23 protein-coding genes and 1 tRNA gene are annotated in these 26,223 nt (G+C 40.6%); 20 read left to right on the top strand and 4 right to left on the bottom strand.

Annotation, left to right across the window (positions count from 1 at the left end; all coding sequences use genetic code 11):
• Positions 1-50: 50 nt before the first annotated feature.
• A complete protein-coding gene (locus AC0VYH_RS17435; protein ID WP_283153760.1) occupies positions 51-461 on the top strand; it encodes a YugN-like family protein in 411 nt (136 codons plus the stop codon).
• Here the strand turns inward: AC0VYH_RS17435 and AC0VYH_RS17430 are convergent.
• Positions 452-1,444 (bottom strand): potassium channel family protein, encoded by a 993-nt coding sequence (locus AC0VYH_RS17430; protein WP_430241715.1) that lies wholly within the window; start codon positions 1,442-1,444, stop codon positions 452-454. The genes AC0VYH_RS17435 and AC0VYH_RS17430 overlap by 10 nt on opposite strands.
• Positions 1,445-1,567: 123 nt before the next feature.
• Between AC0VYH_RS17430 and AC0VYH_RS17425 the strand changes: the two genes are divergently transcribed.
• Entirely contained in the window at positions 1,568-1,876 is a 309-nt protein-coding gene (locus AC0VYH_RS17425; protein WP_098444795.1) for a YggT family protein, read from the top strand.
• A 243-nt stretch (positions 1,877-2,119) separates the two neighbouring features.
• Positions 2,120-2,830 carry a DUF4386 domain-containing protein gene (locus AC0VYH_RS17420; RefSeq protein ID WP_430241712.1) on the top strand — a complete coding sequence of 237 codons (711 nt, stop codon included), beginning with the start codon at positions 2,120-2,122 and terminating at the stop codon, positions 2,828-2,830.
• On the opposite strand, the gene AC0VYH_RS17415 is transcribed toward AC0VYH_RS17420, so the two are convergent.
• Positions 2,827-3,420 carry a Crp/Fnr family transcriptional regulator gene (locus tag AC0VYH_RS17415; RefSeq protein ID WP_430241711.1) on the bottom strand — a complete coding sequence of 198 codons (594 nt, stop codon included), beginning with the start codon at positions 3,418-3,420 and terminating at the stop codon, positions 2,827-2,829. The two genes, AC0VYH_RS17420 and AC0VYH_RS17415, sit on opposite strands and share 4 nt — an antisense overlap.
• Before the next feature lie 184 nt (positions 3,421-3,604).
• Between AC0VYH_RS17415 and AC0VYH_RS17410 the strand changes: the two genes are divergently transcribed.
• From AC0VYH_RS17410 to AC0VYH_RS17400, 3 genes are all read left to right on the top strand, one after another.
• Entirely contained in the window at positions 3,605-3,781 is a 177-nt protein-coding gene (locus AC0VYH_RS17410) for a hypothetical protein (RefSeq protein WP_430241709.1), read from the top strand.
• A 200-nt stretch (positions 3,782-3,981) separates the two neighbouring features.
• Positions 3,982-4,054 (top strand) — tRNA-Ala (locus AC0VYH_RS17405).
• Between the two features lie 373 nt (positions 4,055-4,427).
• Positions 4,428-5,279, top strand: coding sequence for a DegV family protein (locus AC0VYH_RS17400; protein WP_475372829.1), 852 nt, complete (start codon positions 4,428-4,430; stop codon positions 5,277-5,279).
• Positions 5,280-5,377: 98 nt separating this feature from the next.
• On the opposite strand, the gene AC0VYH_RS17395 is transcribed toward AC0VYH_RS17400, so the two are convergent.
• Positions 5,378-7,909 carry a PIG-L family deacetylase gene (locus AC0VYH_RS17395; RefSeq protein ID WP_475372828.1) on the bottom strand — a complete coding sequence of 844 codons (2,532 nt, stop codon included), beginning with the start codon at positions 7,907-7,909 and terminating at the stop codon, positions 5,378-5,380.
• Positions 7,910-8,254: 345 nt separating this feature from the next.
• On the opposite strand from AC0VYH_RS17395, the gene AC0VYH_RS17390 reads away from it, so the two are divergent.
• The 14 genes from AC0VYH_RS17390 to AC0VYH_RS17325 all read left to right on the top strand — a co-directional run bounded on the left by AC0VYH_RS17390 (position 8,255) and on the right by AC0VYH_RS17325 (position 24,721).
• Positions 8,255-9,418 carry an ROK family transcriptional regulator gene (locus tag AC0VYH_RS17390; protein ID WP_475372827.1) on the top strand — a complete coding sequence of 388 codons (1,164 nt, stop codon included), beginning with the start codon at positions 8,255-8,257 and terminating at the stop codon, positions 9,416-9,418.
• Positions 9,419-9,436: 18 nt separating this feature from the next.
• Positions 9,437-10,528, top strand: coding sequence for an extracellular solute-binding protein (locus tag AC0VYH_RS17385; protein ID WP_159784216.1), 1,092 nt, complete (start codon positions 9,437-9,439; stop codon positions 10,526-10,528).
• Positions 10,529-10,554: 26 nt separating this feature from the next.
• On the top strand, positions 10,555-11,637 hold the full coding sequence (locus tag AC0VYH_RS17380; RefSeq protein ID WP_475372826.1) for an ABC transporter ATP-binding protein: 1,083 nt from the start codon (positions 10,555-10,557) through the stop codon (positions 11,635-11,637).
• Positions 11,638-11,640: 3 nt separating this feature from the next.
• Positions 11,641-13,326, top strand: a complete 1,686-nt coding sequence (locus tag AC0VYH_RS17375; RefSeq protein WP_303535400.1) for an ABC transporter permease — start codon at positions 11,641-11,643, stop codon at positions 13,324-13,326.
• 17 nt (positions 13,327-13,343) lie between these two features.
• Entirely contained in the window at positions 13,344-14,819 is a 1,476-nt protein-coding gene (gene argH, locus AC0VYH_RS17370) for an argininosuccinate lyase (RefSeq protein ID WP_475372825.1), read from the top strand.
• 367 nt (positions 14,820-15,186) lie between these two features.
• Positions 15,187-15,936, top strand: coding sequence for an SDR family NAD(P)-dependent oxidoreductase (locus AC0VYH_RS17365; protein WP_475372824.1), 750 nt, complete (start codon positions 15,187-15,189; stop codon positions 15,934-15,936).
• Positions 15,937-16,032: 96 nt separating this feature from the next.
• A complete protein-coding gene (locus tag AC0VYH_RS17360; protein WP_475372823.1) occupies positions 16,033-16,542 on the top strand; it encodes a pyridoxamine 5'-phosphate oxidase family protein in 510 nt (169 codons plus the stop codon).
• Positions 16,543-16,952: 410 nt separating this feature from the next.
• Complete coding sequence (locus AC0VYH_RS17355) at positions 16,953-18,272, top strand: MFS transporter (protein ID WP_224882532.1); 1,320 nt, start codon at positions 16,953-16,955, stop codon at positions 18,270-18,272.
• 92 nt (positions 18,273-18,364) lie between these two features.
• Positions 18,365-20,431, top strand: a complete 2,067-nt coding sequence (locus AC0VYH_RS17350; RefSeq protein ID WP_475372822.1) for a bifunctional aldolase/short-chain dehydrogenase — start codon at positions 18,365-18,367, stop codon at positions 20,429-20,431.
• A gap of 22 nt (positions 20,432-20,453) precedes the next feature.
• Complete coding sequence (locus tag AC0VYH_RS17345; RefSeq protein ID WP_283153770.1) at positions 20,454-20,819, top strand: sensory rhodopsin transducer; 366 nt, start codon at positions 20,454-20,456, stop codon at positions 20,817-20,819.
• 31 nt (positions 20,820-20,850) lie between these two features.
• A complete protein-coding gene (rhaI, locus tag AC0VYH_RS17340) occupies positions 20,851-22,077 on the top strand; it encodes an L-rhamnose isomerase (RefSeq protein WP_283153771.1) in 1,227 nt (408 codons plus the stop codon).
• The gene (gene rhaB, locus AC0VYH_RS17335) at positions 22,074-23,555 is read left to right on the top strand and encodes a rhamnulokinase (RefSeq protein WP_224882750.1); all 1,482 of its coding nucleotides are present in this window, start codon (positions 22,074-22,076) and stop codon (positions 23,553-23,555) included. Before rhaI ends, rhaB begins: the two co-directional genes overlap by 4 nt.
• 81 nt (positions 23,556-23,636) lie before the next feature.
• Complete coding sequence (locus AC0VYH_RS17330) at positions 23,637-24,401, top strand: DeoR/GlpR family DNA-binding transcription regulator (protein ID WP_224882753.1); 765 nt, start codon at positions 23,637-23,639, stop codon at positions 24,399-24,401.
• Positions 24,402-24,586: 185 nt separating this feature from the next.
• A complete protein-coding gene (locus tag AC0VYH_RS17325; RefSeq protein ID WP_475372821.1) occupies positions 24,587-24,721 on the top strand; it encodes a hypothetical protein in 135 nt (44 codons plus the stop codon).
• Between the two features lie 643 nt (positions 24,722-25,364).
• Here AC0VYH_RS17325 and AC0VYH_RS17320 read toward each other — a convergent pair.
• Complete coding sequence (locus AC0VYH_RS17320; protein WP_475372820.1) at positions 25,365-26,156, bottom strand: sulfite exporter TauE/SafE family protein; 792 nt, start codon at positions 26,154-26,156, stop codon at positions 25,365-25,367.
• Between the last annotated feature and the right edge of the window lie 67 nt (positions 26,157-26,223).

Here is a 26,223-nt window from a genome sequence, read left to right as displayed (position 1 = left end):
CCTCATTGGACACGATAAGCGTAGACTACGTAAACAGGGAGGAAGCGCACATGATTCCAATGAATTCCGTGCTTGAAGGGAAAACGATCGAACTTAGTATTATGGAAGACAAGCTCCGCCAATTAGGCTATAGCTATGGAGGCGGCTGGGAATACGATCACGGCTATTTCGACTATAAAATCGATGATGAAGACGGATATCTTTTTCTAAGAGTACCAATCAAAGCTGTAAAAAAAGAGCTTGATGCGGATGGCGCAATTGTTGAAATTGGACAGCCTTTCATGCTCTCTCATATGTATCAGGCAGGTGTTGATCCTGAAGGCAATATCGGGAATATCTCAGCATCGTTTAATCAGTTCCAAGAGCCCACAAATAAAGATGCTGAAATTGATGAAGAATGGCTGAAATACGGAGAGCGATACGTGAAAGAACTAGACGCCGCGCTCTCATCTTATGTGTGAATCACGAGTAAGAGATCATCAGATGCAATAAGAAATGAAGGGGAGGGGTTCATGACGAGCTCACTCCCTCTTTTTACACCAATCATCAGGATATCTTTTTCATTTAGTTGCTGTGCTACATCACAAAAGGACTCTTCACTAAACGACTCAGCACTCATGAAATCAAGCTGATTAGGCTTTAAATGCGTTAGCATCTCAAGCAAAGTAGTAGAAATCCCGTGAGAGAAAACGCTATTCGTCATAACCGTACTGAGTAGGTGGGCACTTTCGATTACCTCATTCGCACCAGCTCGCTCAGCATTCACAATTTGCTCAGGCGAAAGAATTTCCACAATTGTATACACCGAAGGATTGATCCCTTTAACCGTTAAAAGGGTAAGGATTGTCTGCATATCCACTTCAATTTCACTTTTATACTGATCCGCTGTGATAAGAACGGTATGCGCATCGCTAATCTTCGCCTTTCGTAATGTGCTGTCCTCACCAGGGTTTCCACGAATGAAATGAATGCCTTCTTTTTGAAGTGGGTTTTCCGTAAGCGAATGATCAATGAGCACGATGGATCGTTCAGGCTGATTGGATAACAGCGCCTTGATCGTATGTCTGCTGCGCGAATTCCAACCAACCACAACTACATGATTGGCTCGCTCGTAACTTCGCTCTCCACGACCAAGCGCCCCCTGTGTCATCACAAAGGAAGAAGCAAGCTTCGCCATATAAAACGTCATAAAGCCAGCGCCAAACATAATAAATACCATCGCAAAAGCTTTCCCTCTCACCGTCTCAGGTGATGTATCACCGTACCCAATCGTGGAAGCCGTCACGATCGCAAACCACACCCCATCGAAAACGGTCGGAAACATTTCCGGCTCCACCAGATGCATGATAAAGCCCATCGTTATAAGAATTAGCACAATCAGTGCACCTAGTTGTAATACAGGCGGATAGCGGGATATATAATAAACTAAGTCACGTAATCTCAAAGTAAAACGCTCCTTTCTCCACATCCATTATGCCCATCAATCACTGGAAAAAAACGACACGTGTGTGATCAATCGCAACAGGGTAAAGAAAGGATATGACAGTTTAAAAAAGGGTGAAGAAACATGAGAGCACTATCATCATTCCTCGTATCGCTCGTACGCCTGATTTTTGGCATTATCGAAGCGATTCTTGGAATTCGCATATTGCTGAAACTATTCAGCGCAAATCCAACAGCTCCATTCGTGCAGTGGATCTATGACTTTTCAGCGCCATTATTATATCCATTTCGAAACATCTTTCCAACGACGGAATTCGCTGGACAATATGTCGTTGAATTCTCTGCAGTGTTTGCACTGATTGTGTATAGTATCGTGGCATCACTCATTGTACGGTTTGTGGCAATGGGATTAACGAGTCGGGAGAGAAGATAAGAGATGAGAAACGCTGGGACAGCGTTTCTTTTATTGGTTATACGACTTTTATTATGTAATAGAACAAGAAGAAACCCTCTTGCAACCGTAAGAGGGTTTTATTTTGAAGTAAAATAGAATCGAACTACTAAGCTATTTACCTGCCCAAATTTTAAAAAATAGTATATTCTTGATTTAAGTCAATGAAAGTCTTCCTCAGACGAAATACAATAGATTTAACTTCAAAGTCGAGGAGGCTCTTATATGGAATTAAAGACAACAACTAATCAAAACATGCAGCAAAAAGCAGCAGTCTTTTCAGCAATTGCATTACTTATCATGACATTTGCTGCATTTTTTGCTCAAGGGTATGTTCATAGCTCATTAGTCATTGAGGGAGATGCAGTAACAACATTAAAAAACATCCAAGCATCTCAAGTCTTGTTTCGTCTTGAGGTACTTGGATGGCTCATCATTATCATTATGGATTTAATTATTTCGTGGGGCTTTTATGTTTTCTTGAAGCCGTTTCATCCTGGTTACGCATTATTAGCCGGCTGGCTTCGTTTCCTTTACACAGCCATTCTAGCCAATGCGGTTTCACATCTAGTGATAACCAATAGTGTTGTTCAAAATTCAGAGTTAGGTACGTCATCGCGCGTGGCACAGCAAGCGAGGGATTCCATCACAGCTTTTGAAGCCATTTGGTCATTTGGATTAATCATTTTTGGCCTTCATCTGATCGTAGTCGGGTTGATCGCAATGAAAACAATAATGATACCAAAAGTGATTAGTATTCTAGTTGTTTTAGCAGGCTTCAGCTACTCGCTAGTTCATTTCATGTACAATTTCATCCCACAAATTGAAAACGTTATTGGGCTACTAGAATTAATTCTGATGGCTCCCATGGTCATCGGTGAATTAGGTTTTGGGATCTGGTTATTCGTAAAAGGAAGAAAAATAACAATGGACTAATCTACAATCCTGAGATTAGATAAGGACCTCTTCTTGATACGACTTAAAGATTCTGGCTTAATTCCCAGGTAGCTTGCTAGTTGGTACTGGGGAACCCGGTCAATTAAATCGGGTCTTTTTTCCATCAAATTGTGGTAGCGCTCTTCTGGCGTCGAAGAAATGAAGGAGGCGAAATTATCCCTCATAGCACCCATATCTTCTTCAATCATTTTGCGAGTCAGTTCTTCTAATACCGGATGCATGTCGTAAGCTTCCTGCTCAGTAGATAAATCACCTACAATAAGCGTACAGTCTTCCAAGCAGCTAAGAGAGTATGGAGAAATTTTGTCGGGAGTATGCTGATTAAAAATCGTGACACTTTGTTCTTCCGTATAGAAATTGAACGTATTCTCCTTTCCATTTTTATCGACACCGTAAAGCCGTACACATCCCTTTAAAACAAAATAGCATTTGTCAGGAACTTCACCTTGATGTAAAAGGACCGTTCCTTTCTTAAACGTAGCAACAGGAATATCGATTGTCAGCTTTCTTAATTCGGATTCACTGAGATCCGAAAACCGTTTCATATATTGGATAAGGATATCTTTCATGAATTCATCTCCCTTATCAAAATTGTATATATCTTTTAGTATAGCATCACTAAACAGGTAGAGGTAAGGCAGTTTAAAACAGCTTATTCAACCAACATTGCAGGTTGAATAAAGAAAAATGAACATGATGTTTATTTTTATAAGTATACTTAATGAACGAAGCTAAATATTGGAGGAGATTTGTTTGGACCTATTTTTATTTATATCCGTAATCGTTGGGATGACGTTTATCTTTTTATATTTTGTAATGAATTTTGACTTGAAAAAGAAGAAGTTAGAGGTAGAGGAAAAGAAACTGGAGTTGGAAAAAAGGAAGTTGGAATTAAAAGAAGAAGCAGGGGAAGAAGAAGAAAAGTTTTAGAATGAGTAAAAGCCCCTCAAAATACTTTGTGTACATTATACTTTATGTACATTGGTATGATGTTAAGGGGCTTTTGATATAGAGGCTGCCATTTCGAAATGAGATTTATGTACTTTCGCATATTTCAAAAAATAAGTTGCCCTCACAATAAAAGCTATGATAAAATAAATCTTGTCGACAGGAAATCGCTGTCATAATACGGGGCATTAGCTCAGCTGGGAGAGCGCTACACTGGCAGTGTAGAGGTCAGCGGTTCGAGCCCGCTATGCTCCATCATTGGAAACCCTTCTTGCATATGCAAGAGGGGTTTTTTACCTTTTTCAATACATCTTGACGATGAATCGAGCTAAATTTTCCACGATTCTTTGATTCTATTTTGGGAATTGAACCATTTTTACATAAGAAAAATAGTATTGTGATGAAACTGCGGAGGGAATAGTGGGAAGTTTTTGGCAGAAATGCGTATGCGAGAGAGAAAAGAAGCCGTTTTTTCTCTCTCCTGAAGTACTAATTAATCCACCTAAATGTACTAAAAGTAAGGAGGATAAAAATGAATCACAACGCTAATAAGGTTTTCTCCTGTATAGTTAAAGCATAATGCAGGAAGAGTGTAGACGGTCCTAAATATAACCAAGGGGGAAATCGAATGCGAAGGATTATCTTATCCACTGAAAGCGGTGCCGACATACCGGAGGATTTAGCTGAAAAGTACGATATTCAAGTCGTTCCCATGCACATTATTATGGATGGTAAGGATTATTTAGACGGTTCATTGCCGGTCCAGGATATTTATGACTATTACGAACACACGAAAAAAATCCCTTCTACTACCTCTACAAATGCTCATGAGTATCAAGAGTTTTTTTCGACGATAAGAGAGAATTCCCCAGATTGCATCATTGTACATATTGGGTATACATCAAAAGCTTCTTCTTCTTTTCAAAATGCCGTCATTGCTGCGGAAGAATTTGAAGACATTTTTCTCATTGATGCTCTGAACGTTACTGGAGGATTAGCTGCGATCGTATTGTATGGCGCTAAGGTTTTAGAAAAGGAACCTAGCATTGAAGCGGAACGATTAGTTGAAAAAATAGAGACAATTGTTCCTAAATCAAGACTGGCTTTCATCCCAGGCAGCCTTGATTTTCTTAAAGCGGGAGGACGGGTAAGCAATATGGCTTCACTGATTGGAGCTTTGTTGAAAATAAAGCCATGCATCGAGTTGAAGGATGGAAAGCTGATGTCTACAAAGAAGTACCGCGGGAAAATGAGTGGAGCTAGTGAAAAACTTTTGAGAGATTACTTAAATGAATTCAACATCGATCGAGAGCAGCTTTATTTTATCTACTCCATCGGACTCGATGAAAGGATCAAGCAGCGGATGGATGAGGTTGCGAAAGAACATGGATTCCAAAATATAAGATGGATCCAAGCGGGCGGTATGATTTCGACTCATTCTGGGGCCGGGGGCTACGGGATAGCGGGATTAGAGCAATAATTAAACGCTAGACTAGTATTGATTGCAAAAAAAATCGATACAGCTAACTACGATAAAAAAACCGCCTGGAAAATCTCCAGGCGGTTCTTCTATTTACCTCACTCCTCGTAATAAGGATAACTAACCAAGTTAGTAAAAATACGATACCCACCAGGTACCTGATTCTGAATTTGACGGTACCAGACTAGGTTTGTATAAATGTACGTTCCTTCACCATAGTCTGCTTTCAAAATTCCGCCTTCAAATGCCTCTTCCCCTGGATCAGCGACGCTAACGTACGCTTCAAATTCATCTGACCAGTTCATTGGGAAGTAGAGGCCTCTTTCTTGCACCCAGCCATTCCAGTCTGATTGCTTGATCTTGTTTGGATAATTAAAGATTGTCGCTTCTGGTTTTAATACGTTAATCGGAGCATCTTCATCGGTGACGCGCCACTCGATCGAGGGCTGTCCGATTTCTAGTTCATATGGTGCGGTAGTGTTCGTGTCCCAGTTATCCCATGGTTTGTTGTATTGCACGACAAGGTGACCGCCATTGTTGACGTATTCGAGTAAGCGCTCGTTATGCTGTAGCAAGTCTTCTCTTGAAAGATACGCTCTGATTCCAGTGACGATCGTATCGTATTGAGAGAGATCTCCTGATGCTAAGTCCTGCTCGGTTAATTGGGTAATATCCATACCTACATTCGCTAACTGATCGGCAACCTTATCAAATCCGCTATCGACATAGCCGATTTTAAGATCCTCAGGATAGTCGAGCGGGAAGGCTACGCCGTTAACCGCGGCATCTGATACATAATAGTTTGTACCAGTATGATCGTACTGAATCATTTGGACGTTTTTACTAATCGTTTCGTTTCCACTCTGTGCTTGCGGAACAATTTGAAATTCGCCTTCTTCTACATTCTGTGGAGGCGTTAGTGTAAACGAAATGGCTTTCATTTGTTCATCAGATCCAAATGAAACTTCCTGCGATTCAGGTTTAGCTGTCCATCCCTCTGGTAACTGGAGGGAGACGTCTGTTTCAAGAGCACCTTCCGCAAATTTTTCAACTTCTACATCCATCGTGACACTTTCTTCAATGTCTTTTGTGTTCATCACTAAATTCTCAGGAGATGGTTTCACAGCTACCTCTGGTAATAGGGCAACGCGTTCAGTTGGTGTGAAGGCTTTTGTAACAGGTTGTCCTTTCACTTTAAAACGAATATTAGATTTAATCGCATCCGGTGTGTAGGCATCATAATAGTTTCTGGATGTAGCTTTTACGTTGTAATCGAACATTACCTCTTCTCCCGGTGCTAAAGAGGAAGAGTGATGCTGGCCTTTTATGACCCAGTCTTCTGGGATGGAAAGGGTAGAAGAAAGATCTTTAATCTTTTCAAAGCCATTGTTCATGATCGAAACGCTTAAATTTGTTGTATCACCTGGTGTTAATTGTGGATCGGCTACTTCAACTTTTACTTCCAACTGGGCTGCTGTAAACATCGTATTTGTAAGCTGTTCTTCTTTTACTTGAAGCTTATGATTTAAAGTGTTTCTTAAATCCTCAGATAGCTTGTTGTCTTTCTCCATCTGCTTGATAAGTTTTTGAATCTGTTTGTACGCATTTTCAGCTTGAGTTAGTACGTTCTCGTGGTGAGGATAGGCACTTTTCACCTTTTCAAGATCCTTTTGAAGATGGATCAGCTTTTGTTTGTACTTATTGCCGCCTTTTGAAAGGGTGTTAGCGTAATCCGCGAAATCGTAGGGAATGTTTTCGTAGATGCTTTCTTCCTGTTCCGGAATATCGCCAACTGTTGATTTAACTAGCTGAAGATTGACGATTTCTGGGCCATCTCCAACATCTCTTCCCATTCCTTGGGATTCGTGTAAGTAACGCGCTTTTTCACCAAGTTGCGGGTAAGTCATGTCATAGTGTTCGTCATAGATTCCGATTTGGATAGAAGTGGTGGTTTGATCTTCTGTTTCAGCAGGGAGGTAGAGTTTCTTTACTTGCCAGGTGGTTAAGCCATCTTCAAGCTGTTCAGGAAAAACAGAAGAGTCGGCTGCGTCTTCAAATGCTTTTTGGGTAAGCAATGTCATGGCGCGGTGATGACCATGCTGGGAGTCAACGTTGCGAAAAGAGGGCATAATGATGTCTGGTTTAAATGTTCGGATGTCGTGAATGAGTCGTTCGTAGGTTTCCGTTTCTCCCCATTTGTTCAGCGTTTCTTCAGGTGTTTTAGAGAAGCCAAAGTCTTTGATGCTGTCTTCAAAATCTTCGTTTAAGAAAAACGTTTCGATTCCAAGGACTTTCGATGAAGCTTGCAGTTCGTTTGTGCGAATGATACCTAGTCCATCGCCAAGCTCGCTGCCGATTTCATTTTGACCACCCTGGCCACGAGTGGAGAGTAGAAAGGACGTGTCCACACCTTGCCCTCTTGATAAATAAGCGAGGAAATGACTCCGCTCGTCATCAGGATGGGCACCCGTATTCATGAAACTTGCTGTGGTTGTTAATGGAACGACAGATTCCCACAATGCTAAGTTTGCATCCTGTGTAGATGACTCTTCTGCAAAACTAATGGAGCTTGTTCCAAAGGCAGAAAGGATCAAAACCAACGATAATAAAATCTTCCCCAGGTCCTTCAAATAAATCCTCCTTCATCTTCTGAACTTAGTTAGTAACAGAATATAACTAACTTAAAACCATTATAAGCAGATCAATCCAATAAATGGAACCTACTTTTGTACTGTTTGGATAGTCATATAGTCACTATTTAACAAAATAAATAAAATTTTCTAAATTTATATTAAAAGATAGCAATTAGAAGCATTATTGAGCAAAATAACTCTCAGTTTGTAAGAAAGGGCATAAACAGTATTTTACATTTTTCTGTTCAGCCTTTATAAATGAAAGTAATCGTTAGTAAGTAACCTTAACTAACTAAGGATGTTTCTGCTTGTTTTTTATCATTTATAAAGGAGTACACATTTATGCAAAAGGGCGATGCCGCATCTATCAAAAATATAAATAAACAACTTGTGTTGACGTGTATTCGCGATTTTGAACCGATTTCTCGCTCGCAGATTTCCAAAAGGATTCAAATTAGTAAACCCTCTGTTTCACTGATCGTTGAACAATTGTTACAAGAGGGGTGGATCGAGGAGAAAGGACCGGGTGAATCGACGATTAGTGGGGGGCGGAAGCCTGTTCATCTCGTTTTTAATCCTAAAGCAGCTTATGTGATTGGCGTCGATATCGGCGGTACAAAAGTAGCTTCTGGGGTGACATGTTTAAACGGAGAGGTTCATGCTTATCGGGAATTTTCCACAAGTGAATACCTTGAAAAAGATTTATTTAAGCGCTTACAAAAAGACGTAAATAGTATGCTTCATGATTTACAGTTAAGTAATGAGAAAATCCTTGGGATGGGAATCGGTGTCCCAGGTGTAACGAACGTGGAACATGGCATTGTATTGGATGCCCCTAGTTTACGGTGGAAGCGGTATCCCGTTCGGAAAATAGCGAGTGAGTACTTTCCGTTTCCAATCTATGTTGAAAATGACGTCAATACGAGCGTTCTTGGTGAGCAGTGGCTTGGTGCCGGAAAGTCGCTACAAAATCTTATTTTTATCGCGATAGGTACAGGAATAGGCAGTGGGATGATCATTAACGGAAAACTTTTTCGAGGAAGTCGTTACAGTGCGGGTGAGATGGGATATTTAGTGACAGATTTTCAAAGTGCAAAAAGCTATCACCCCACTTATGAGGGCTATGGGTTTCTTGAGAGTGTCGCAAGTGGTTCATCCATCGGGAATAAACTTTCTGAAGTAAAGAACACGCCGTTAACGGCAAAAGAAGCTTTTATTAGTTGGAAAAAAGGAGATGAGGATGCGAGTGAAGTGGTTGAAAAAGCAATCGAACATTTGGGATTTGGCATCGCTAATTATGTGTCTTTATTCGATCCAGACCTCGTCATTATAGGAGGTGGTGTAAGCGAGTCATTTGAGGATTATAAGCATTCGTTAATTGAAATTGTAGAGCATTTCACACCACAGAGCTGCAAAATTGTACCGTCAACGTTTGGAAAGGAAGCCGGAATCGTTGGAGCAGCGGCGCTATTCCTTGAAGAACATAATTCGATTATCCAATTATGAGAAGGGGGAAATGAATGTATGAAACGTCAATTTCGATGGATGATGTTAATTACCATGCTAGTGTTCGGCATCATCCTAACAGGGTGTATGGCAGGGAATGAAGAAGCAAGTAGCGATGGGGATTCTGGCTCTGAAAGTGAAGGTGATTTGGAAGATAAGGTTGTCGTATACTCACCGCACGGTAAAGATATTTTGAGTGAATTCGAGAAACAATTTGAAGCGGAATATGATGTAGACATGGAATTTCTCGACCTTGGTTCACAGGAAATTCTAGACAGGGTTCGCTCCGAAAAGAATAATACGCAAGCGGATATATGGTGGGGGGCGCCTCAAGTGATGTTCGATGAAGCCAAGACGGATGAGCTTTTACAGAAATATGAGCCAAGCTATGCCGGTTCTTTAGATGATATGTACCATGATGAAGAATGGTATTGGACAGGCACTTCTCAAACACCTGAAGTGATTCTTTATAATAATAAAGAAATTTCCGAAGAAGAGGCTCCAAAAGATTGGGATGATCTCGTAGATCCGAAATGGAAAGATGAATTAATCATTCGTTATCCACTTGCTTCAGGTACAATGCGTACGATTTATTCTTCTATCATCTATAAGGACTACAAAGAGACGGATAGCCCTGATGCTGGGTATGAGTGGCTGCAGAAATTAGACGAGAATACGAAAGAGTATGCTGCCAATCCAGAGATTATGTACAATCAGGTAGCGAAAGGCGTAGGTAATCTATCCGTTTGGAATATGCCGGATACCGTTATGCTAGCTGAAGAGAAGGGGTATCCGTTTAGCTATGTGATTCCTGAGAGTGGAACGCCGGTCTTAACAGAAGGAATTGCGATTGTTGAAGGTGCGCCGCATCCAGAAGCAGCGAAAGCTTTTTATGAGTTTGTTAATTCTGAGGAAGCAGCTAAGCTACTAGCTGAGAAATATTATAGAATTCCAACGCGTGATGATATTAGTGATCTTCCGGAGTGGATTGAAGAAACAGAAATCAATGCGATGGAGATCGATTGGGAAGTTTTCCAGGAGAAGTCTGATGAGTGGATGGAATACTGGGACAACAATATTAAAAACAGTGAAAAGCAAAAAGAAGAGTAGATCTCCAGAAAGAGGAGTTGTTGGTTATGACAGCAGTAACCTTATCTAATATTACAAAACAATTTGGCGATGTCACTGCCGTGAAAGAGTTGGATATCACGATTAAAGAAGGGGAGTTTTTTACTTTCCTTGGACCAAGTGGTTGCGGAAAAACAACAACTCTTAGGATGATCGCAGGATTTTATTATCCTTCAGCTGGGAAAGTGAAATTCGATGATCGTGATATGACGACAGTGTCACCAGAAAAAAGAAACACGGGCATGGTTTTCCAAAACTATGCCCTTTTCCCTCATATGACCGTTTTTGAAAATGTGGCCTTTGGGTTAAAAGTAAGAAAAGTGAGTAAAGCTGAGGTGAAAAGAAGAGTAGAAGATGTGCTAGAGAAAGTGCGATTAAAGCAATTTATTGAACGTCAAGTGAGTCAGTTAAGCGGTGGACAGCAACAGCGCGTCGCTTTAGCAAGGGCTCTCGTCATTGAGCCGGATATTTTATTGCTTGATGAACCATTAAGTAATCTTGATGCGAGATTACGAGATGAAATGAGAAATGAAATTCTCCGTCTGCAGCGTGAGTATGGCATTACCACAATCTATGTCACGCATGATCAGGTTGAAGCCCTTACGATGAGTGATCGAATCGCTGTCTTTAATGTGGGGAATTGCCAACAGATTGGAACGCCAACTGAAATTTACAATCAACCGGTAAATGATTTTGTTGCTGAATTTATTGGCGAAACGAACTTGTTTGAAGTGAAGCAAAGGGATGGAGGTCTCCTTTGTGAGGATTTGAATCTTCTTGTTCATGCGGATCCCCCTGGCGAGGAAGTATTCAGTAAGAATGAAAACTTTAAAATGTCCGTTCGTCCAGAAGCCATTATCTTATCAAAAACAAATATAGAAGGTGTGAATGTTTTAGAAGGAAAAGTGGATCTTGTTCAATTCACAGGTGAGTCGGTTCATAGCTTCATCAAAGTTAATGAAGGTCACGCCACATTAAAAGTAACCGATTTAAACCGGGGACCGAGTACATATCTACAAGAAGGATCTGATATTTATGTTCAACTACCACCTGATCAGGTTCGAATCGTTCCAGTGGCAAAGGAGGGATAGAGGTTGTTAAACGCAGAGAAAAGAAAAACGATCCTTCTTCTTATACCGATTATCCTGGTCCTCGTTGGATATGTTCTCTATCCAACAGTTGAAACGTTTATAGAAAGCTTTAAGAAAAATGGGTTATTTACTCTACAAAACTATGTGGACTTTTTTGGCCCTAAAGCACAAGCGAATTTAGAAGCACTATGGAACTCGGTTTACATATCCTTATTATCTGTTTTACTAAGTGCATGTATTGGCGTACCACTTGCGTTTATTTTTACAAGGTATAATTTTCCTGGTCGTTCCTTTTTCTCAGGAATAGCGATCATGCCAATTGTTTTACCTTCACTTGTTGGAGTAATGGCATTTATGTGGCTTTACGGAGAAGCGGGACTTATCCCGGTAGCGCTTCAAGACTTACTGAATTTAGAGGAAGTTCCATTTAGCATAGGCGGTGTGACGGGAATTCTTCTCGTTCACGCTTATACAATGTATCCGTATTTCTATATGACGGTTTCTTCAGCACTTAATAATGTCGATCCGTCGCTGGAAGAGTCAGCAGCCAATCTTGGATCAGGACGTTTAGGAGTATTTTGGAAGGTCACATTTCCATTATTAACACCCGCTTTAGTTGCAGCATCCCTGCTTGTCTTTATGGTTTCGATGGCTTCCTTTAGTGCTCCGTTTCTACTTGCTGGAGGGTATCGAGTGCTAAGTCTCCAAATCTACTTTTCTAAAATTAATGGCGATTTGGAAATGGCGGCAACGCAATCTGTTATTCTCTCAGCCGTTTCGATTACCTTCTTATTATTTATGCGTTGGTTCCAAAATCGAAAAGACTATCGAATGGGATCAAAAGGGATTGGTGCTCACAGAAGTGAGGTCAATAACCCAATCCTAAAATGGGTGATGGTGTCACTTGGAATAGTAGCGATGATTGTGCTTTTACTGCCACATGCGGTTTTAGCGATACTATCTTTTGTTCCAGAAGGCGCGTGGACGTGGCAGAAGTATCCTACTTCTTTCAATCTTGAAAACTATCGTTTACTGTTTGAGGATCCGAATATCTGGGATCCGGTTCGTAATAGTTTAATCATGGCTTTCATTGCATGCTTAGGATGTTTTGTATTCGGAATAATTACTTCTTATGCACTTGTGAAAAGAAAATTCTTCGGTAAGAATTTACTAGATATTCTTGTTATGCTTCCATGGGCATTACCAGCTACTGTTGTTGGAATGAATCTTATTTTAGCGTTTAACAGTAAGTCGATTTTCTCGTTTGGTCAAGTACTTGTCGGTACATTCTGGATCTTGCCTCTCGCATATTTTATTCGTTTTATACCACTCGTCGTGCGGTCGACGAACGCTGTACTGGAGCAAATGGATGATTCGATAGAAGAAGCCGCACAGAATTTAGGAGCGAGATGGTTGTATACATTCAGAAGAGTTGTCTTGCCGATTATTATGCCAGGAGTTCTAAGCGGAACTCTGCTAGCTTTTGTTCAGGCTGTTGGAGAGTTTCCGACGTCTGTCTTGTTGTATACGTTAGACAATCGCCCAATTTCCATTGAGATTATGAATCAACTAAGGATGTTTAATCTTGGTCAGGCTGCAGCCTATGGCATGATTCAGGTTGGTCTTATTGCGATAGTAATGATTATTTCTTATAAATTCTTCGGAGTTAAATCAGAAAATACGCTCTAGTACAATGAGGTGAAACCATGAATAAAAGAAAGGAAGATTTTGAGCTAGAAGATGGCGCTTGTTTTCCCGGGAAAACCTACGTAGACGAACTGCTTAAACCGGTTTTCAAAGATCAGCGTGACTACTTATTTGATGCGATGTTTATGATTCATCGCGCGCATACAACGATGCTAAAAGAACAAAAAATTATTACCGCAGGGGAAGCAAAGAAGATATTGGACGGCGTAAATAAAGTGGCAAAGATGGAGAAGAAACTACTAAACTATGTGCCAGAATACGAAGATTTCTTTTTCCTTGTTGAGGCCGAAGTGGCGAAGGTAATTGGTGACGATTTAGCAGGCAAGATGCATATCGCGAAGAGTCGAAATGATATGGGTGAAGCGATGTATCGGATCGTAATTCGAGATCATATGCTCGATCTCTTGAGTAATGTAAGAAGGTTAGGCCAATCGCTTGTCACTCAGGCGGAAGACCATCTTCATACGATCATGCCCGCCCATACGCACACGCAGCCTGCGCAGCCAACAACCTTTGGTCACTATCTCCTAGCCATATCCGATAATCTATCAAGAGACGTGGACCGCTTGTGGCAAGCGTATCAAACAGTCAATCGTTCTCCGATGGGGGCGGCTGCTATTACAACCACTGGATTTCCGATCAGTCGAGAACGAATGGTTGAGCTACTAGGGTTTGATGATGTGATGGAAAATTCCTATGATGCGATTGGGACAGGAGACTATTTACTAGAAACAGCTTTAACATTAGTTAGTTTGATGACAAACATGGGCAGGTGGATTCAAGAGCTTCTCCGTATGGCGTCTAATGAAGTAGGATTACTTAAAGTTTCTGATGCTTATGTCCAGGTAAGTAGCATTATGCCGCAGAAAAGAAATCCGGTATCATTGGAACATTCAAGAGCACTCGCTAGCAGCGCAGTTGGCGAAGGACTAAGCGTCATCCAAATGATTCACAACACGCCATATGGAGATATTGTGGATACAGAAGATGATTTGCAACCGCACCTATATAACGGGTTCCATAAAGCGAATCGTGTTACCAAGCTATTAACAGCTGTCATTACGACAATGAAATTCAACAAGGAACGAGCACTTGAGCAAGCCAAAACAAATATGATTACGATTACTGAGTTAGCAGACGTCCTCGCTAGAGATTATGGTGTGCCATTTCGAAAAGCACACCAGATTTCGAGCTACGTAAGTAAGAAAGCAAATGATGCAAAGAAAGAGTTATATGAAGTGAGCGTTTCTGAAGTAAATGGGTGGATTGGCGGCGTGCAACTTTTAGAAGAAGATTGGAAAAATATCTGTGACCCTTCTACGTTTATTGAGAGAAGGAGCGTAACAGGTGGGCCAAGTCCACAAGTTGTAGAGCGGATGGTGTTGGATCGTAAAGGGCGGTTGAAGAACCTCACCGAGAAGATAGAAACGTATTCCACCCAGATCAATTCGATTAAAGAGAATTTGAAAAGTTGATAGAGCAGTAGTTAAGCGGGTTCTAATGTGATTGCTCGTAGTAATGAAGGGATTTTTTGCACTTATTTTTTTAAATCCTGAGTAAAAGAATAAATATTTGATAGTTGATGGATCCCCATAACTGATCCTGTTGAAAGAACGTGACTAGGAGAAAAAATCCGCGTTATGTTTCACTCCTACAGATTGCAAAAGTCCTTGGAAACAAGGGCTTTGTTAGTGTGGAATTACTGATCGTTGAAAAACGTGTAACTTTGTGGGTAAGCGGGAAACGAAAGTATAGGTGAATGGTAGAGACAGAAGGACAGGTTTTTGGTCTTTTGTCTCATGAAAAGAAACGAGTAAATTAGCGTGATGATAGGGGGACATGATGAGTAAAAAAGTTGCCCTAGTAACAGGGAGTTCAAAAGGACTCGGCAAAGTGATTGTCCAAAAACTTGCTGAATCTGGAATAAAGGTAATTATTAATTACAGTAGCAATCAAGAAAAAGCAGAAGCGGTTGTTCATGATATTCAAGAGCTTGGTGGAGAAGCAGTCGCTATTCAAGCAGACATCACAGATCAAAAAGATGTTGAAAAGTTGGTAGCTGTTTCACGAGAGACTTTCCAGCAACCGATTGATATTCTCGTCAATAACGCCACTGGTCCACAGCCAGAATTTTCGTTGGAAGAAGTGTCTTGGGAAGATTACTTGGATCAGCTGCATTTTACCGTGAAGGCCCCTTTATTACTTTTAAAAGAGGTTATGGAGCCTATGAAAGAAAAAAAGTGGGGGCGCATTATTAATATTGGAAGCGAAGTTGTGGAATTAGGCAATAGCGATTTTTCGAATTATGTTACCGCAAAGTCTGCGGTCATTGGAATGACTCGCTCCTGGGCAAATGAGCTAGGGAAACATGACATCACAGTCAATGCTGTGCATCCAGGTTTTACTCCGGTTGAGCGCCATGGTGACGTTTCCGAGGCAAGCGCAGGTAGTTATATTGACGGCCTTCCTTTGAACCGGTTAGGGAAACCGGAAGATATTGCCTACATGGTGCGTTTTTTAGCAAGTGACGAGGCTAACTTTATTACTGGACAAAATATCAATGTAAATGGTGGGAACACCTTTGGAGTATAATTTTTCCTAATTTAGTAGCAGATAACGCCTAACTTAGGAGAGTCTCTAAGCTATTTTTTTGAAATCAAGTTTCACTATCTGAAGGAGGAATTACAAATGACAAACCAACATTCAGAAAATCAGAAAACCCTTAAAAATATTAAAGATTTGATCAAAGATGAGAAAGTAGCAATGTTAACTACTATTTCTCCAGATGGCAAGCTGATGTCTCGTCCTATGCAAACACAGGAAGTCGAATTGGATCAGGAAGAGATCTGGTTTATTACCAAAAAAGATACGGATAAATATGAGGATATTAAGCTTACTCCTGCCGTAAACTTAGCGTATGCAGGATCATCTTATGTGTCGATTAGCGGCACTGCTGAATTGGTTCAGGATAGCGTGAAGAAGAAAGAGTACATGAATAAGGTTGTTGAAAAGCTATTAAATACTTCTGCTGATGATCCGGATGTTGTACTGGTTAAAGTCACGCCGGAAATCGCTGAATATTGGGAGTCGGGAGTGAATGTTAAAACGGTCAAAGAGTTTGTGAAAAAGGTGACAACCAGTAAATCATTAGAAGAAGGCAATGATTTAAAAGATACGGTACACTTTAATAGGAATTAGAATCAGCAGAAATGATTCTATTGATTCGAGGTCAGTAAAAAATCTCTAACGAATTTGTTTAACGTAAACCCTCTTGCGCAAGCAAGGGGGTTTTAAATATGGATGATTTCAGAAAACAAGTAAACTAGGGGGAGGCTTTAGTATGACTCCCATACAATCTGCTATGCAACAGTGAATCGCTAGAACCGTCCCGCTAATCCAAAACAAATATAAACAAAAATAAATACATTTGTTTATGTTGACTTATTTGGTTTTATTGTTTACTATTTCAATACAGGCAAAATAAGTGTTTATATTCAGAAAAATGAAACAGATAATTGCAGTTAGCCTTTAGAACCTATACTGGTTTATTTTTCTGAGGTTTACACCTTTATTTGTAAGCGCTTGCTAATTTGAAGAGGAGGAAAAATATGGCGAAAATAGGTAGTAAAAGTACAACCGGTTGGAAGGCGACGATATCCGTTGCGATGGCAAACTATATTGAAGCCGGTTCGATCATCGCTGCGGCAAGTAGTTTAACGTTGTGGCAAGCTTATCTTACACTGGACAGCATGGCGATAGGGTTATTGAGTGCCCTGAGTGCTAACGCTTTTGGTGCTGCGGTTGGTGCATTAGTTGGTGGTTATTTATGTGATAAATATGGAAGGAAATTTATTTATACTTATGATTTATTGGCCTATATGCTGGGCGTGTTGTTGATCGCTCTTTCGTTCAATTTTCCTATGCTTTTAATAGGAACCATTATTACTGGTATTGCAGTAGGAGCGGGTGTGCCAGCTTCATGGACGTATATTGCAGAAGAAGCTCCACATGAAAAACGTGCCGCTCATGTTGGAACAGCACAGCTTGCCTGGTCGGTGGGACCGGCAGTAACATTTTTACTCGCCGTTCTTCTTGCTCCATTAGGTTTAATGGGTAGTCGGCTTATATTTGTACATTTACTTATCATTGCATTTATTACCTGGTATATCCGACAGGGGCTATCTGAATCTAAAATTTGGAAAGAGGGGAAAGAACGTGAGAAGCAAAGTGGCTTATCTGGAAGCTTGTCACGGAGCTCTCTGAAAGAATTGTTTACTCTCAAAGTGAATCGCGAAGCTTTGTTCTTATTAGTGGGAATCTATCTTTTCTGGAACTTAACTGCAGGTGCAATGGGTTATTTTATGCCTTACATATATGAAAATGTAGGTGGATTATCAAGCGGACAAGCTAATTTACTTCAAGCATTTTTATGGATGTTAACAGTGGCTACGACATTCTTTGTCTTTATGAAATTTGGAGATAAGTATAGCCGTCGGTTTTTATTTGGTTTAGGCGCTGTTATGGGAATCGTGGCGTGGATTATCTTGACGTTCATGCCAATGAATTGGTTTTCGTTATTTGCTTTCGTCATTTTATGGGGATGTGCCGCTGGCTTTGGTGCTCAAGCGTTTTATGGTTTATGGGCTAGTGAGTTATTCCCAACGAAGTATCGTGCGGGAGCGCAGGGCATTATGTTCTTCTTAGTTCGGTTTGGTATCGCAATATGGTCGTTTCTACTTCCCACAGTTATGGACAACCTCGGGTTTCAAGCGGCTGGAATCGTTATGATTGTTTTCTTAGTAATCCATTTCTTGATTGGCATCATTCTTGCCCCAGAGACTAGAGGTAAAACCCTTGAAGAAATCGAGGAAGAGCGCTTTGGCCAAAAAGAAACCGTGGTAATAGAAGAAAATAGGAACTTTAATTAAAAACAAAGTAAACAAAAGTGTTCAAAAATAAACAAAAGTTTGATATGGTATAGATAATGAATTTATAAAATTGCTTGTTTGGAGGAGAAAAAATGATTCAGAACCGATGGGATAGCCAGGAAGCGAATGATCGAAACGGTGTTGAAGAGCTTGTTTATCGCTCTAATTTATTAGGAAGTGATCGTTCAGTATGTAATTTTGGTGGAGGCAATACGTCCATGAAAACGATTGAGAGCGATTTCAAAGGCGAAGATGTGGAAGTCATGTGGGTGAAAGGCAGTGGTTCCGATCTCGCTACGATGGGAGAAAAGGACTTTACTGGATTAAAGATGGACGATATCCTCCCGTTGATGGAAAGAGATGAAATGACTGATGAAGAGATGGTGGGATATTTGTCTCATTGTATGATTGATAGTAAACATCCACGTTCTTCTATCGAAACGTTATTGCATGCCTTTTTACCTTTTAAACACGTAGATCACACACATCCTGATGCTATTATTAGTCTTTGCTGTGCACATAACGGTAAAGAAATTGCAAATGAAATATTCGGCGATCGATTTGTTTGGGTCCCTTACGTTCGACCAGGATTTACGTTATCAAAAATGATTTCAGAAGCTGTTCGTCAGAATCCTCAGGCTGATTTAGTTTTAATGGAGAAACATGGACTTGTCACTTGGGGAGAGACATCACAAGAAAGTTATGAGAAAACAATTTCCGTGATTCAAGAAGCTGAAAGTTATATAACAGAAAAGCAAAAACAAAAAGCGATGTTTGGTGGTCAAAAGCATGAGTCGTTAAATGATAACGAACATCAAAAGGTTTTAAGTCACATTCTCTCAGTCATTCGAGGAGAAGTTAGTGAGAATAAAACCATGCTGCTAACGTATTCCGATGATAAGGAAGTTTTGGATTTTGTTAACAGTGAAGATGCAAAAGATCTTTCACAAATAGGCGCTGCATGTCCGGATCACCTTGTTCATACGAAGAGAGTTCCGTTGTTTATTGACTGGGATCCCCAAAATCAAGGTACGGAAGATCTTATCCAGTTGATTAAAGCAGGAATAACGGATTATAAAGAGGAATACATTCAATACTTTGAGACAAATCGTTCCGAAGAGGACAAAATGTCTGATCCATCCCCGCGAGTTATTCTCATTCCAGGTATTGGAATGATTAATACTGGAAAAGACCTGAAATCAGCTAAAGTGAGCGGAGATCTCTATCATAGAGCAATCGCTGTGATGAAAGGAAGCACTGCACTTGGAGAATTTGTATCACTTAATGCAAATGAATCTTATCATATCGAATATTGGCCATTGGAACTTTATAAACTAAGCCTTTCGCCAGCAGAGGCTGAGTTTTCTCGAAAAGTTGCGTTCGTAACAGGCGGTGCAGGTGGGATTGGCGCTGCAACATGCGAGCGTTTTGCCAGGGATGGAGCGCATGTCGTAGTGGCAGATATCAATGTGGACGGCGCTGAACAGGTAGCGTCTAATCTGGAAGAAAAGTATGGAGCTGGACGAGCGATTGCTGTAAAAATGGACGTTACGAAAGAAGAAGAAGTGGCTGAAGCGATACAACAATCCGTTTTGAAGTACGGTGGCCTTGATATTATCGTCAACAACGCTGGGTTGGCCAGTTCAAGTCCTTTTGAAGAAACGACTGTTGAAAAATGGGATATGAATATGAACGTATTAGTAAAAGGATATTTCCTCGTTGCTCGAGAAGCTTTTAAGCTCATGAAGGAGCAAGGAATAGGCGGAAATATGGTGTTTGTCGGCTCGAAAAATTCTGTGTATGCCGGTAAGAATGCTGCTGCTTATAGTACTGCTAAAGCTGCTGAGGCTCATCTTGCCCGAACAATAGCTGCTGATGGAGGCCAATACGGTATTCGAGTAAATACGGTATTACCTGATGCTGTGATTCAAGGTTCTGCGATTTGGGATTCGAAATGGAAAGAAGAAAGAGCCGCTTCGTATGGAATTGAACCAGATCAATTAGAAGAACACTACCGTAAGCGAACCATTTTGAACGTTAATATATTGCCTTCAGACATCGCTGAATCGATCGCGTTTTTCGCATCAAGCAATGCTGAGAAAACTACAGGGTGTATGATTACGGTTGATGGCGGAGTCCCAGCAGCCTTTACTCGCTAAATCATTGAATGGAGGTTTTCCAATGCCAATCGGAAAGAAATCGTGGATTATCCCAGATGCCTATATTCCTCCTAAAAGTTCTGGATCTTTAGAAAGTCACGAGGCGATCTGTGTGTTAAACCGTAACCAGGAGACTGTGCACTTGGACATACACCTGTACTTTGAAGATCGAGAACCGATCAAAAACATAAAATATGAGATTCATGGAAATCGTACAAAGCACTTAAAAACAGATTCCCTCCATATAGATGGGGAATCTGTCCCAAAAGGGGTCCCATATGCAATTGAAGTTACGAGTGACCTACCAATTGTCGTGCAATATAGTAGACTAGATACGACTCAATCTGAAAACGCTTTAATGACAACTTTAGCATACGCAGCGGATTAATAGATACTGAGTATTGGAGAGGTGAGAGATAATGGGGAATTCTGATCGATACTATCATTTATTTGAAGAGCAACAAGAAGATAGAGGAATAAACCTTGAAGAAGTGAAAACGAAGCTTAGAAAATTAAACATAGAAACACCTTCCTGGGGATATGGGGATTCAGGTACACGATTTAAAGTTTTCCAACAAGAAGGAATTCCACGCGATCCTTTTGAAAAAATTGAAGATGCAGCGCAAGTCCATAAACTCACAGGAAACTGTCCGGGCGTAGCTATTCATATTCCATGGGATAAAGTCGATGATTATAAGAAGTTAAAGCAGTATGCTATCGACCATAATGTTCATCTAGGGGCAGTAAATCCAAATTTGTTTCAAGACGACGATTATAAATTTGGTAGCGTCACCAATTCTGATGCTTCGATTCGTCGGAAAGCAACAGATCATCTTTTAGAGTGTGTAGAAATCGCTAGAACGATTGGTTCTAAAGATGTGAGTCTTTGGTTTGCTGATGGCACAAACTACCCTGGGCAAGCTGACTTTAGGAAACGGAAGCATTGGATGCAAGAGTGTTTGAGTGAGATGTATGAGTCCATGGACGATGATATGAGAATGTTGATTGAGTATAAATTCTTTGAACCAGCCTTTTATCACACTGATCTAGCTGACTGGGGTATGGCCTATAATATGGCTCAGAAGTTAGGTCCACAGGCAGAAGTATTAGTAGATACTGGGCACCACCCCCAAGGAACGAATATTGAACATATTGTTGCATATCTACTAGATGAACAAAGGTTAGGCGGGTTCCACTTTAATAGCCGAAAGTATGCGGATGATGATCTCATAGCAGCCGCCCATAATCCATATGAACTGTTTTTGATTTTCTCTCAAATCGTTTTAGCACAGAAGGATAATGATCCAAGCGTTCGAAAAAATGCGGATAACATTGCATATATGCTTGATCAGTGTCACAATTTGGAACCGAAGATCCCAGCTATGATTCGCTCAATCACGAATATTCAAACACTTTATGCTAAAGCTCTCCTAATCAACTTAGCTGACGTTAAGGAAGCTCAAGAAAGAAATGATGTGTTAGGTGCTGAGCATGCGGTAAGGCAGGCGTTTGAATTTGATGTAGCCCCTCTACTTAAAGCGATGAGAGAAGAATCTGGTTTACCGATTGATCCAATGAAGGCTTACCAGGAAAGCGGTTATGGAGAAAAAATCCTTTCTCGCGGTAAGGGCGGTGCAAGTTGGTGAGCGTTTTAGCGGTTGATATTGGCGCTGGTAGCGGCAGGGCGGTGCTAGCTGAGCTAAAGGGTGATCTACTTGAACTGGTAGAAATTCATCGTTTTACTAACGATCCTGTCCGAGTGAGCGGACGATTCCAATGGGATATTCTTCGTTTGTTTCATGACATTAAGCTTGCGATAGGAAAGGCGGTTGAAACTGGGGCGAAGCTTGAGGGGATCGCGATTGATACCTGGGCTGTTGACTTCGGACTACTGGGTAAAGATGGAGAGCTCCTAAGGAATCCCTATCACTATCGAGACCATCAAACAGATGGGGTTATGAAAAAAGTTCATGAAGATTGGATTACTCAGGAGAAGCTGTTTGAAAAGACAGGAATTCAGTTCCTAACATTTAATACGATCTATCAATTGATGGCGATGAAAGAAAAGAATGGGTGGTTACTAGAAAAAGCTGAGTCGTTACTGATGATTCCCGATCTTCTGCGCTATTTTTTAACTGGGATAAAGAAAAGTGAATTTACGAATGCGACGACTACACAACTTTTTAACCCTAATTTAATGAAGTGGGATAGCGAGTTACTAGATACTTTAGGGCTTCCTGAGAAAATCTTTCAAGAAGTAGTAGGGCCGGGTACCATTATAGGACATTTAAAAGAAGACCTGTGTGAAGAACTGGAGATTTCTCCAATTCCCGTTATCGCTGTTGGGGAGCACGATACAGCATCAGCTGTAGCTGGCGTTCCAGCATTAGATGAGTCGTTTGCATATTTAAGCTGTGGGACATGGTCTTTAATGGGTACGGAAGTAAAAGAACCGGTGATCAATAAAGAGGCATTGGAATTGAATTTTACAAATGAAGGCGGAGTGGGAGGACGCTTCCGCCTTTTGAAAAACATCATGGGGCTTTGGATACTAGAAGAATGTCGACGAATATGGGGTCATCATGAAAGTACGAATTATGAGCGTTTAATGGAAGAAGCTAAAGAAGTGCCAGCTTTTCGATCTTTCATTGACCCAGATTATCCGTTGTTTTTAAACCCATCAAATATGCCGCAACAAATTCAAGAGTATTGTAAAAATACAAATCAACCGATTCCTGAATCTCGAGGAGAAATTGTCAGGTGCATTATAGAAAGTCTGGCAATGAAATACCGATATGTCTTTGAACGGACTGAAAAACTGTCGGAAAAAGAATTTTTTGGATTGCATATGGTGGGCGGAGGGATAAAAAATAAGATGTTGTGTCAATTTACCTCTAATGCCTTAGGTAAACCCGTCTGGGCGGGTCCTACAGAAGCTAGTGCCATAGGGAATATTCTTGTTCAATTAATGGCTCTAGGTCGAATTACGGGAATTGATGAAGCAAGAAAAATAGCATTGAAAGCAACGAAAATGGCGTATTACTTCCCGGAAAGTCAGGAATCCTGGAAGACAGCTTATGAAAAGTTTTGCCACTACATTGGTGAAAGCCAACCTACGATTTAAGAGGAGAAATAAATTAAATCAAATGATAAAATAAAGAGTGAGAATAGAAGAGTTAATGGTTTAAAGAGAGGTTGAATGCTGATGCTTGTGGCAGAAAGACAGCAAAAGATTGTTGAGCTCGTAAATGAAAAAACAAGTCTTCGTGTTTCTGAATTAAGTCAAATATTTTCTGTGACAGAAGAGACGATTCGACGTGATTTAGAAAAACTGGAAAAGGAGAAAAAACTCCGTCGAAGCCATGGCGGAGCAGTGAAACTTCACCAAAGTGCTAGAGAGATTCCCTATACTGAAAGGGAAGTGACGAATGTACAAGAAAAAAGAGAAATTGCTCTTGAAGCAGTAAAGCATGTTGTGGAACGCGACACCATTATTTTGGATGCGAGTACAACAGCTTATTATATGGCTAAAGCACTGCCCGATGTGCCTATTATTGTTATGACAAATTCTCTTAATGTAGCATTGGAACTTAGCAAAAAGAAAGAAATCACTGTGATATCAACAGGTGGAATTCTAGATTCTAAATCAATGTCTTATCTTGGTCCACTCGCTGAAGCTTCGCTAGAGGATTATCATGTCAACAAAGCTTTCATTTCTTGTAAGGGTATCCATCTAAGCCGAGGAATTAGTGAATCGAATGAACAGCAAGCTCGCATTAAGAGGAAAATGTTAGATACTGCGGATATTAATTTTGTGATGGTTGATTATAGCAAGTTCGGTATCCAGGCATTCGCTCGTTTTGCGGAGTTGGATATGATCGATCACGTTCTTTCCGATCAAAAGCTGGATAATGATTATGTTCAACAATTATCCGAACGTGCAATGAATGTGGTCCGTGTAGATACTTAGATCTTTAAATACGGTCCAAATGGAACTCCAGTCAGTTGGCTGGAGTTCCATTTGGAATTACCGGGAATCACTGGGGCGGTTGTAGCGCCACGCAAAGGGTGCATCATATAGTGGGCGGGAATCCCCAGTGAGTAAGATTAAGCAAATCGCTCATATCGAGTCTTGGACATTAGCGGGTAACGGTGATGTTAAGCGTAGACAGCAAGCTAGTTGGCTCAAAGCATAAGCTGAAGGAACAAAGTCCCGAAATTCCAAATGGGAAGGTTCATACTTGGAACCGCGTAGAAAACAACTCTCATTTAGTCGTTATGCGAGAGTAAAAAAGCTTCCCCAGGGCCAGTGCCCTGACATACTAGACACTGTTATGATTGATCAACGTGGGAGACCCTAAGCGTTCTTTACTTAGAGAAAGTAGGATAATAAAAAAAGGAAGCCTAATAACATTAGGAAGGGTAAGGTTAGGGCATAGTGCAGGTTAATGCGAGAGAGAGGGAATAGTTGCGGTGAATTGAGTGACAAAGCAAGACAATTATTCGAGGATTTGTTAGCCATAATAATCTGCGGTTTAATGTTGTTTGTGATTATAAAGAATATAAAAAAAAATGGATGAAACCTTCCCAGGAGAATAATAGAGATGGTGCCTAAGTCATCTTTTGTATCAATTAGCAGTCCTGGTGAGTTAATTCAGGACAACGAGAAGAAGAATGATTAAATGAATTAGATTGTTGAAAAGCTGCTAAATAAGTCTGCTGATGATCCGGATGTAGTAATGGTTAATGCAACCCCCGAAATTTCCGAATATTGGGAGTCTGAGGTGAACATTAAGACGATTAAGGAGTTTGTAAAAAAGGTGACTGGTAGTCATTCATTAGAGGAAGGCAAAGTTTTAAAAGTTACGGATCACTTTAATGAAGAAACGAGCTAGCTACTTATTTTCCTTCTGGTTTTTTAACACCAGCTATATTAATTGAAGAATAATCGTACTCCTATAATTACTAATAAAACAGAAAGCATCTGAATAATAATTTTGCCGGGGATGCGTTGAGATAAAATAACTCCTAGCTGTGCGCCAATTATTACACCGCTCCCCCCCCACATGACAGATACCCAGTCAATACTCCCATAGAAAAATTGGGATAAGACGCCTACGGAGGAGTAGAGACATAATGAAAAGATGGAAGTCGCCGTTGCGTGATGAGTTGATAATTTGAAAACATAGATAAGTATCGGAACGAGTAACCATCCACCACCGATTCCAAGATAGCTTGAAAGGATCCCCATTGTTATGCCTAGAGGAATGAACCAATTGAATGAAGGGTGACCAACACCATCAGGCTCATCACTCTCTTCTTTTTCCAATAGTGTAGGCGGTATTTTAGGGGAGCGATTTAAAGTTTTACTGAATAAAAAGACGCCAAGAGCAACAAGTATAGTTGCAAATATGACATAAAAATATTGGGAGGAGTACCTATGAAGAAACCAAACACCCAAGATTGATCCTGGTAACGCACTTATTCCTATAGTAAGACCAGTTTTATAATCAATTAGATTTTGCCTAGCGTATCCTATGACACCTGAAAGAGAGTTTATAAGTACAATAACCATCCCTGTACTGGAAGCAAGTACCGGATTCATTTGAAAGATTAGTAACAGAGCCGGGACAAAAATAAATCCTCCACCGGCGCCGACGATTGTACCATAGCCGCCTGCCAGAATTCCGATTATAAGAATTAACACCCCAATACCTATGTCCAAGTGAATTCCCCCTTAGTTGATTTTCTATTAAATTTTCTCACTTCGGGTCCAAACTGTAAATTCAGTA

The sequence above is a fragment of the Anaerobacillus sp. QJM3NY_32 genome, assembly GCF_056173645.1.
Note: the sequence above shows the minus strand (reverse complement) of the source record. Positions and strands in the feature narration are given on the sequence as shown.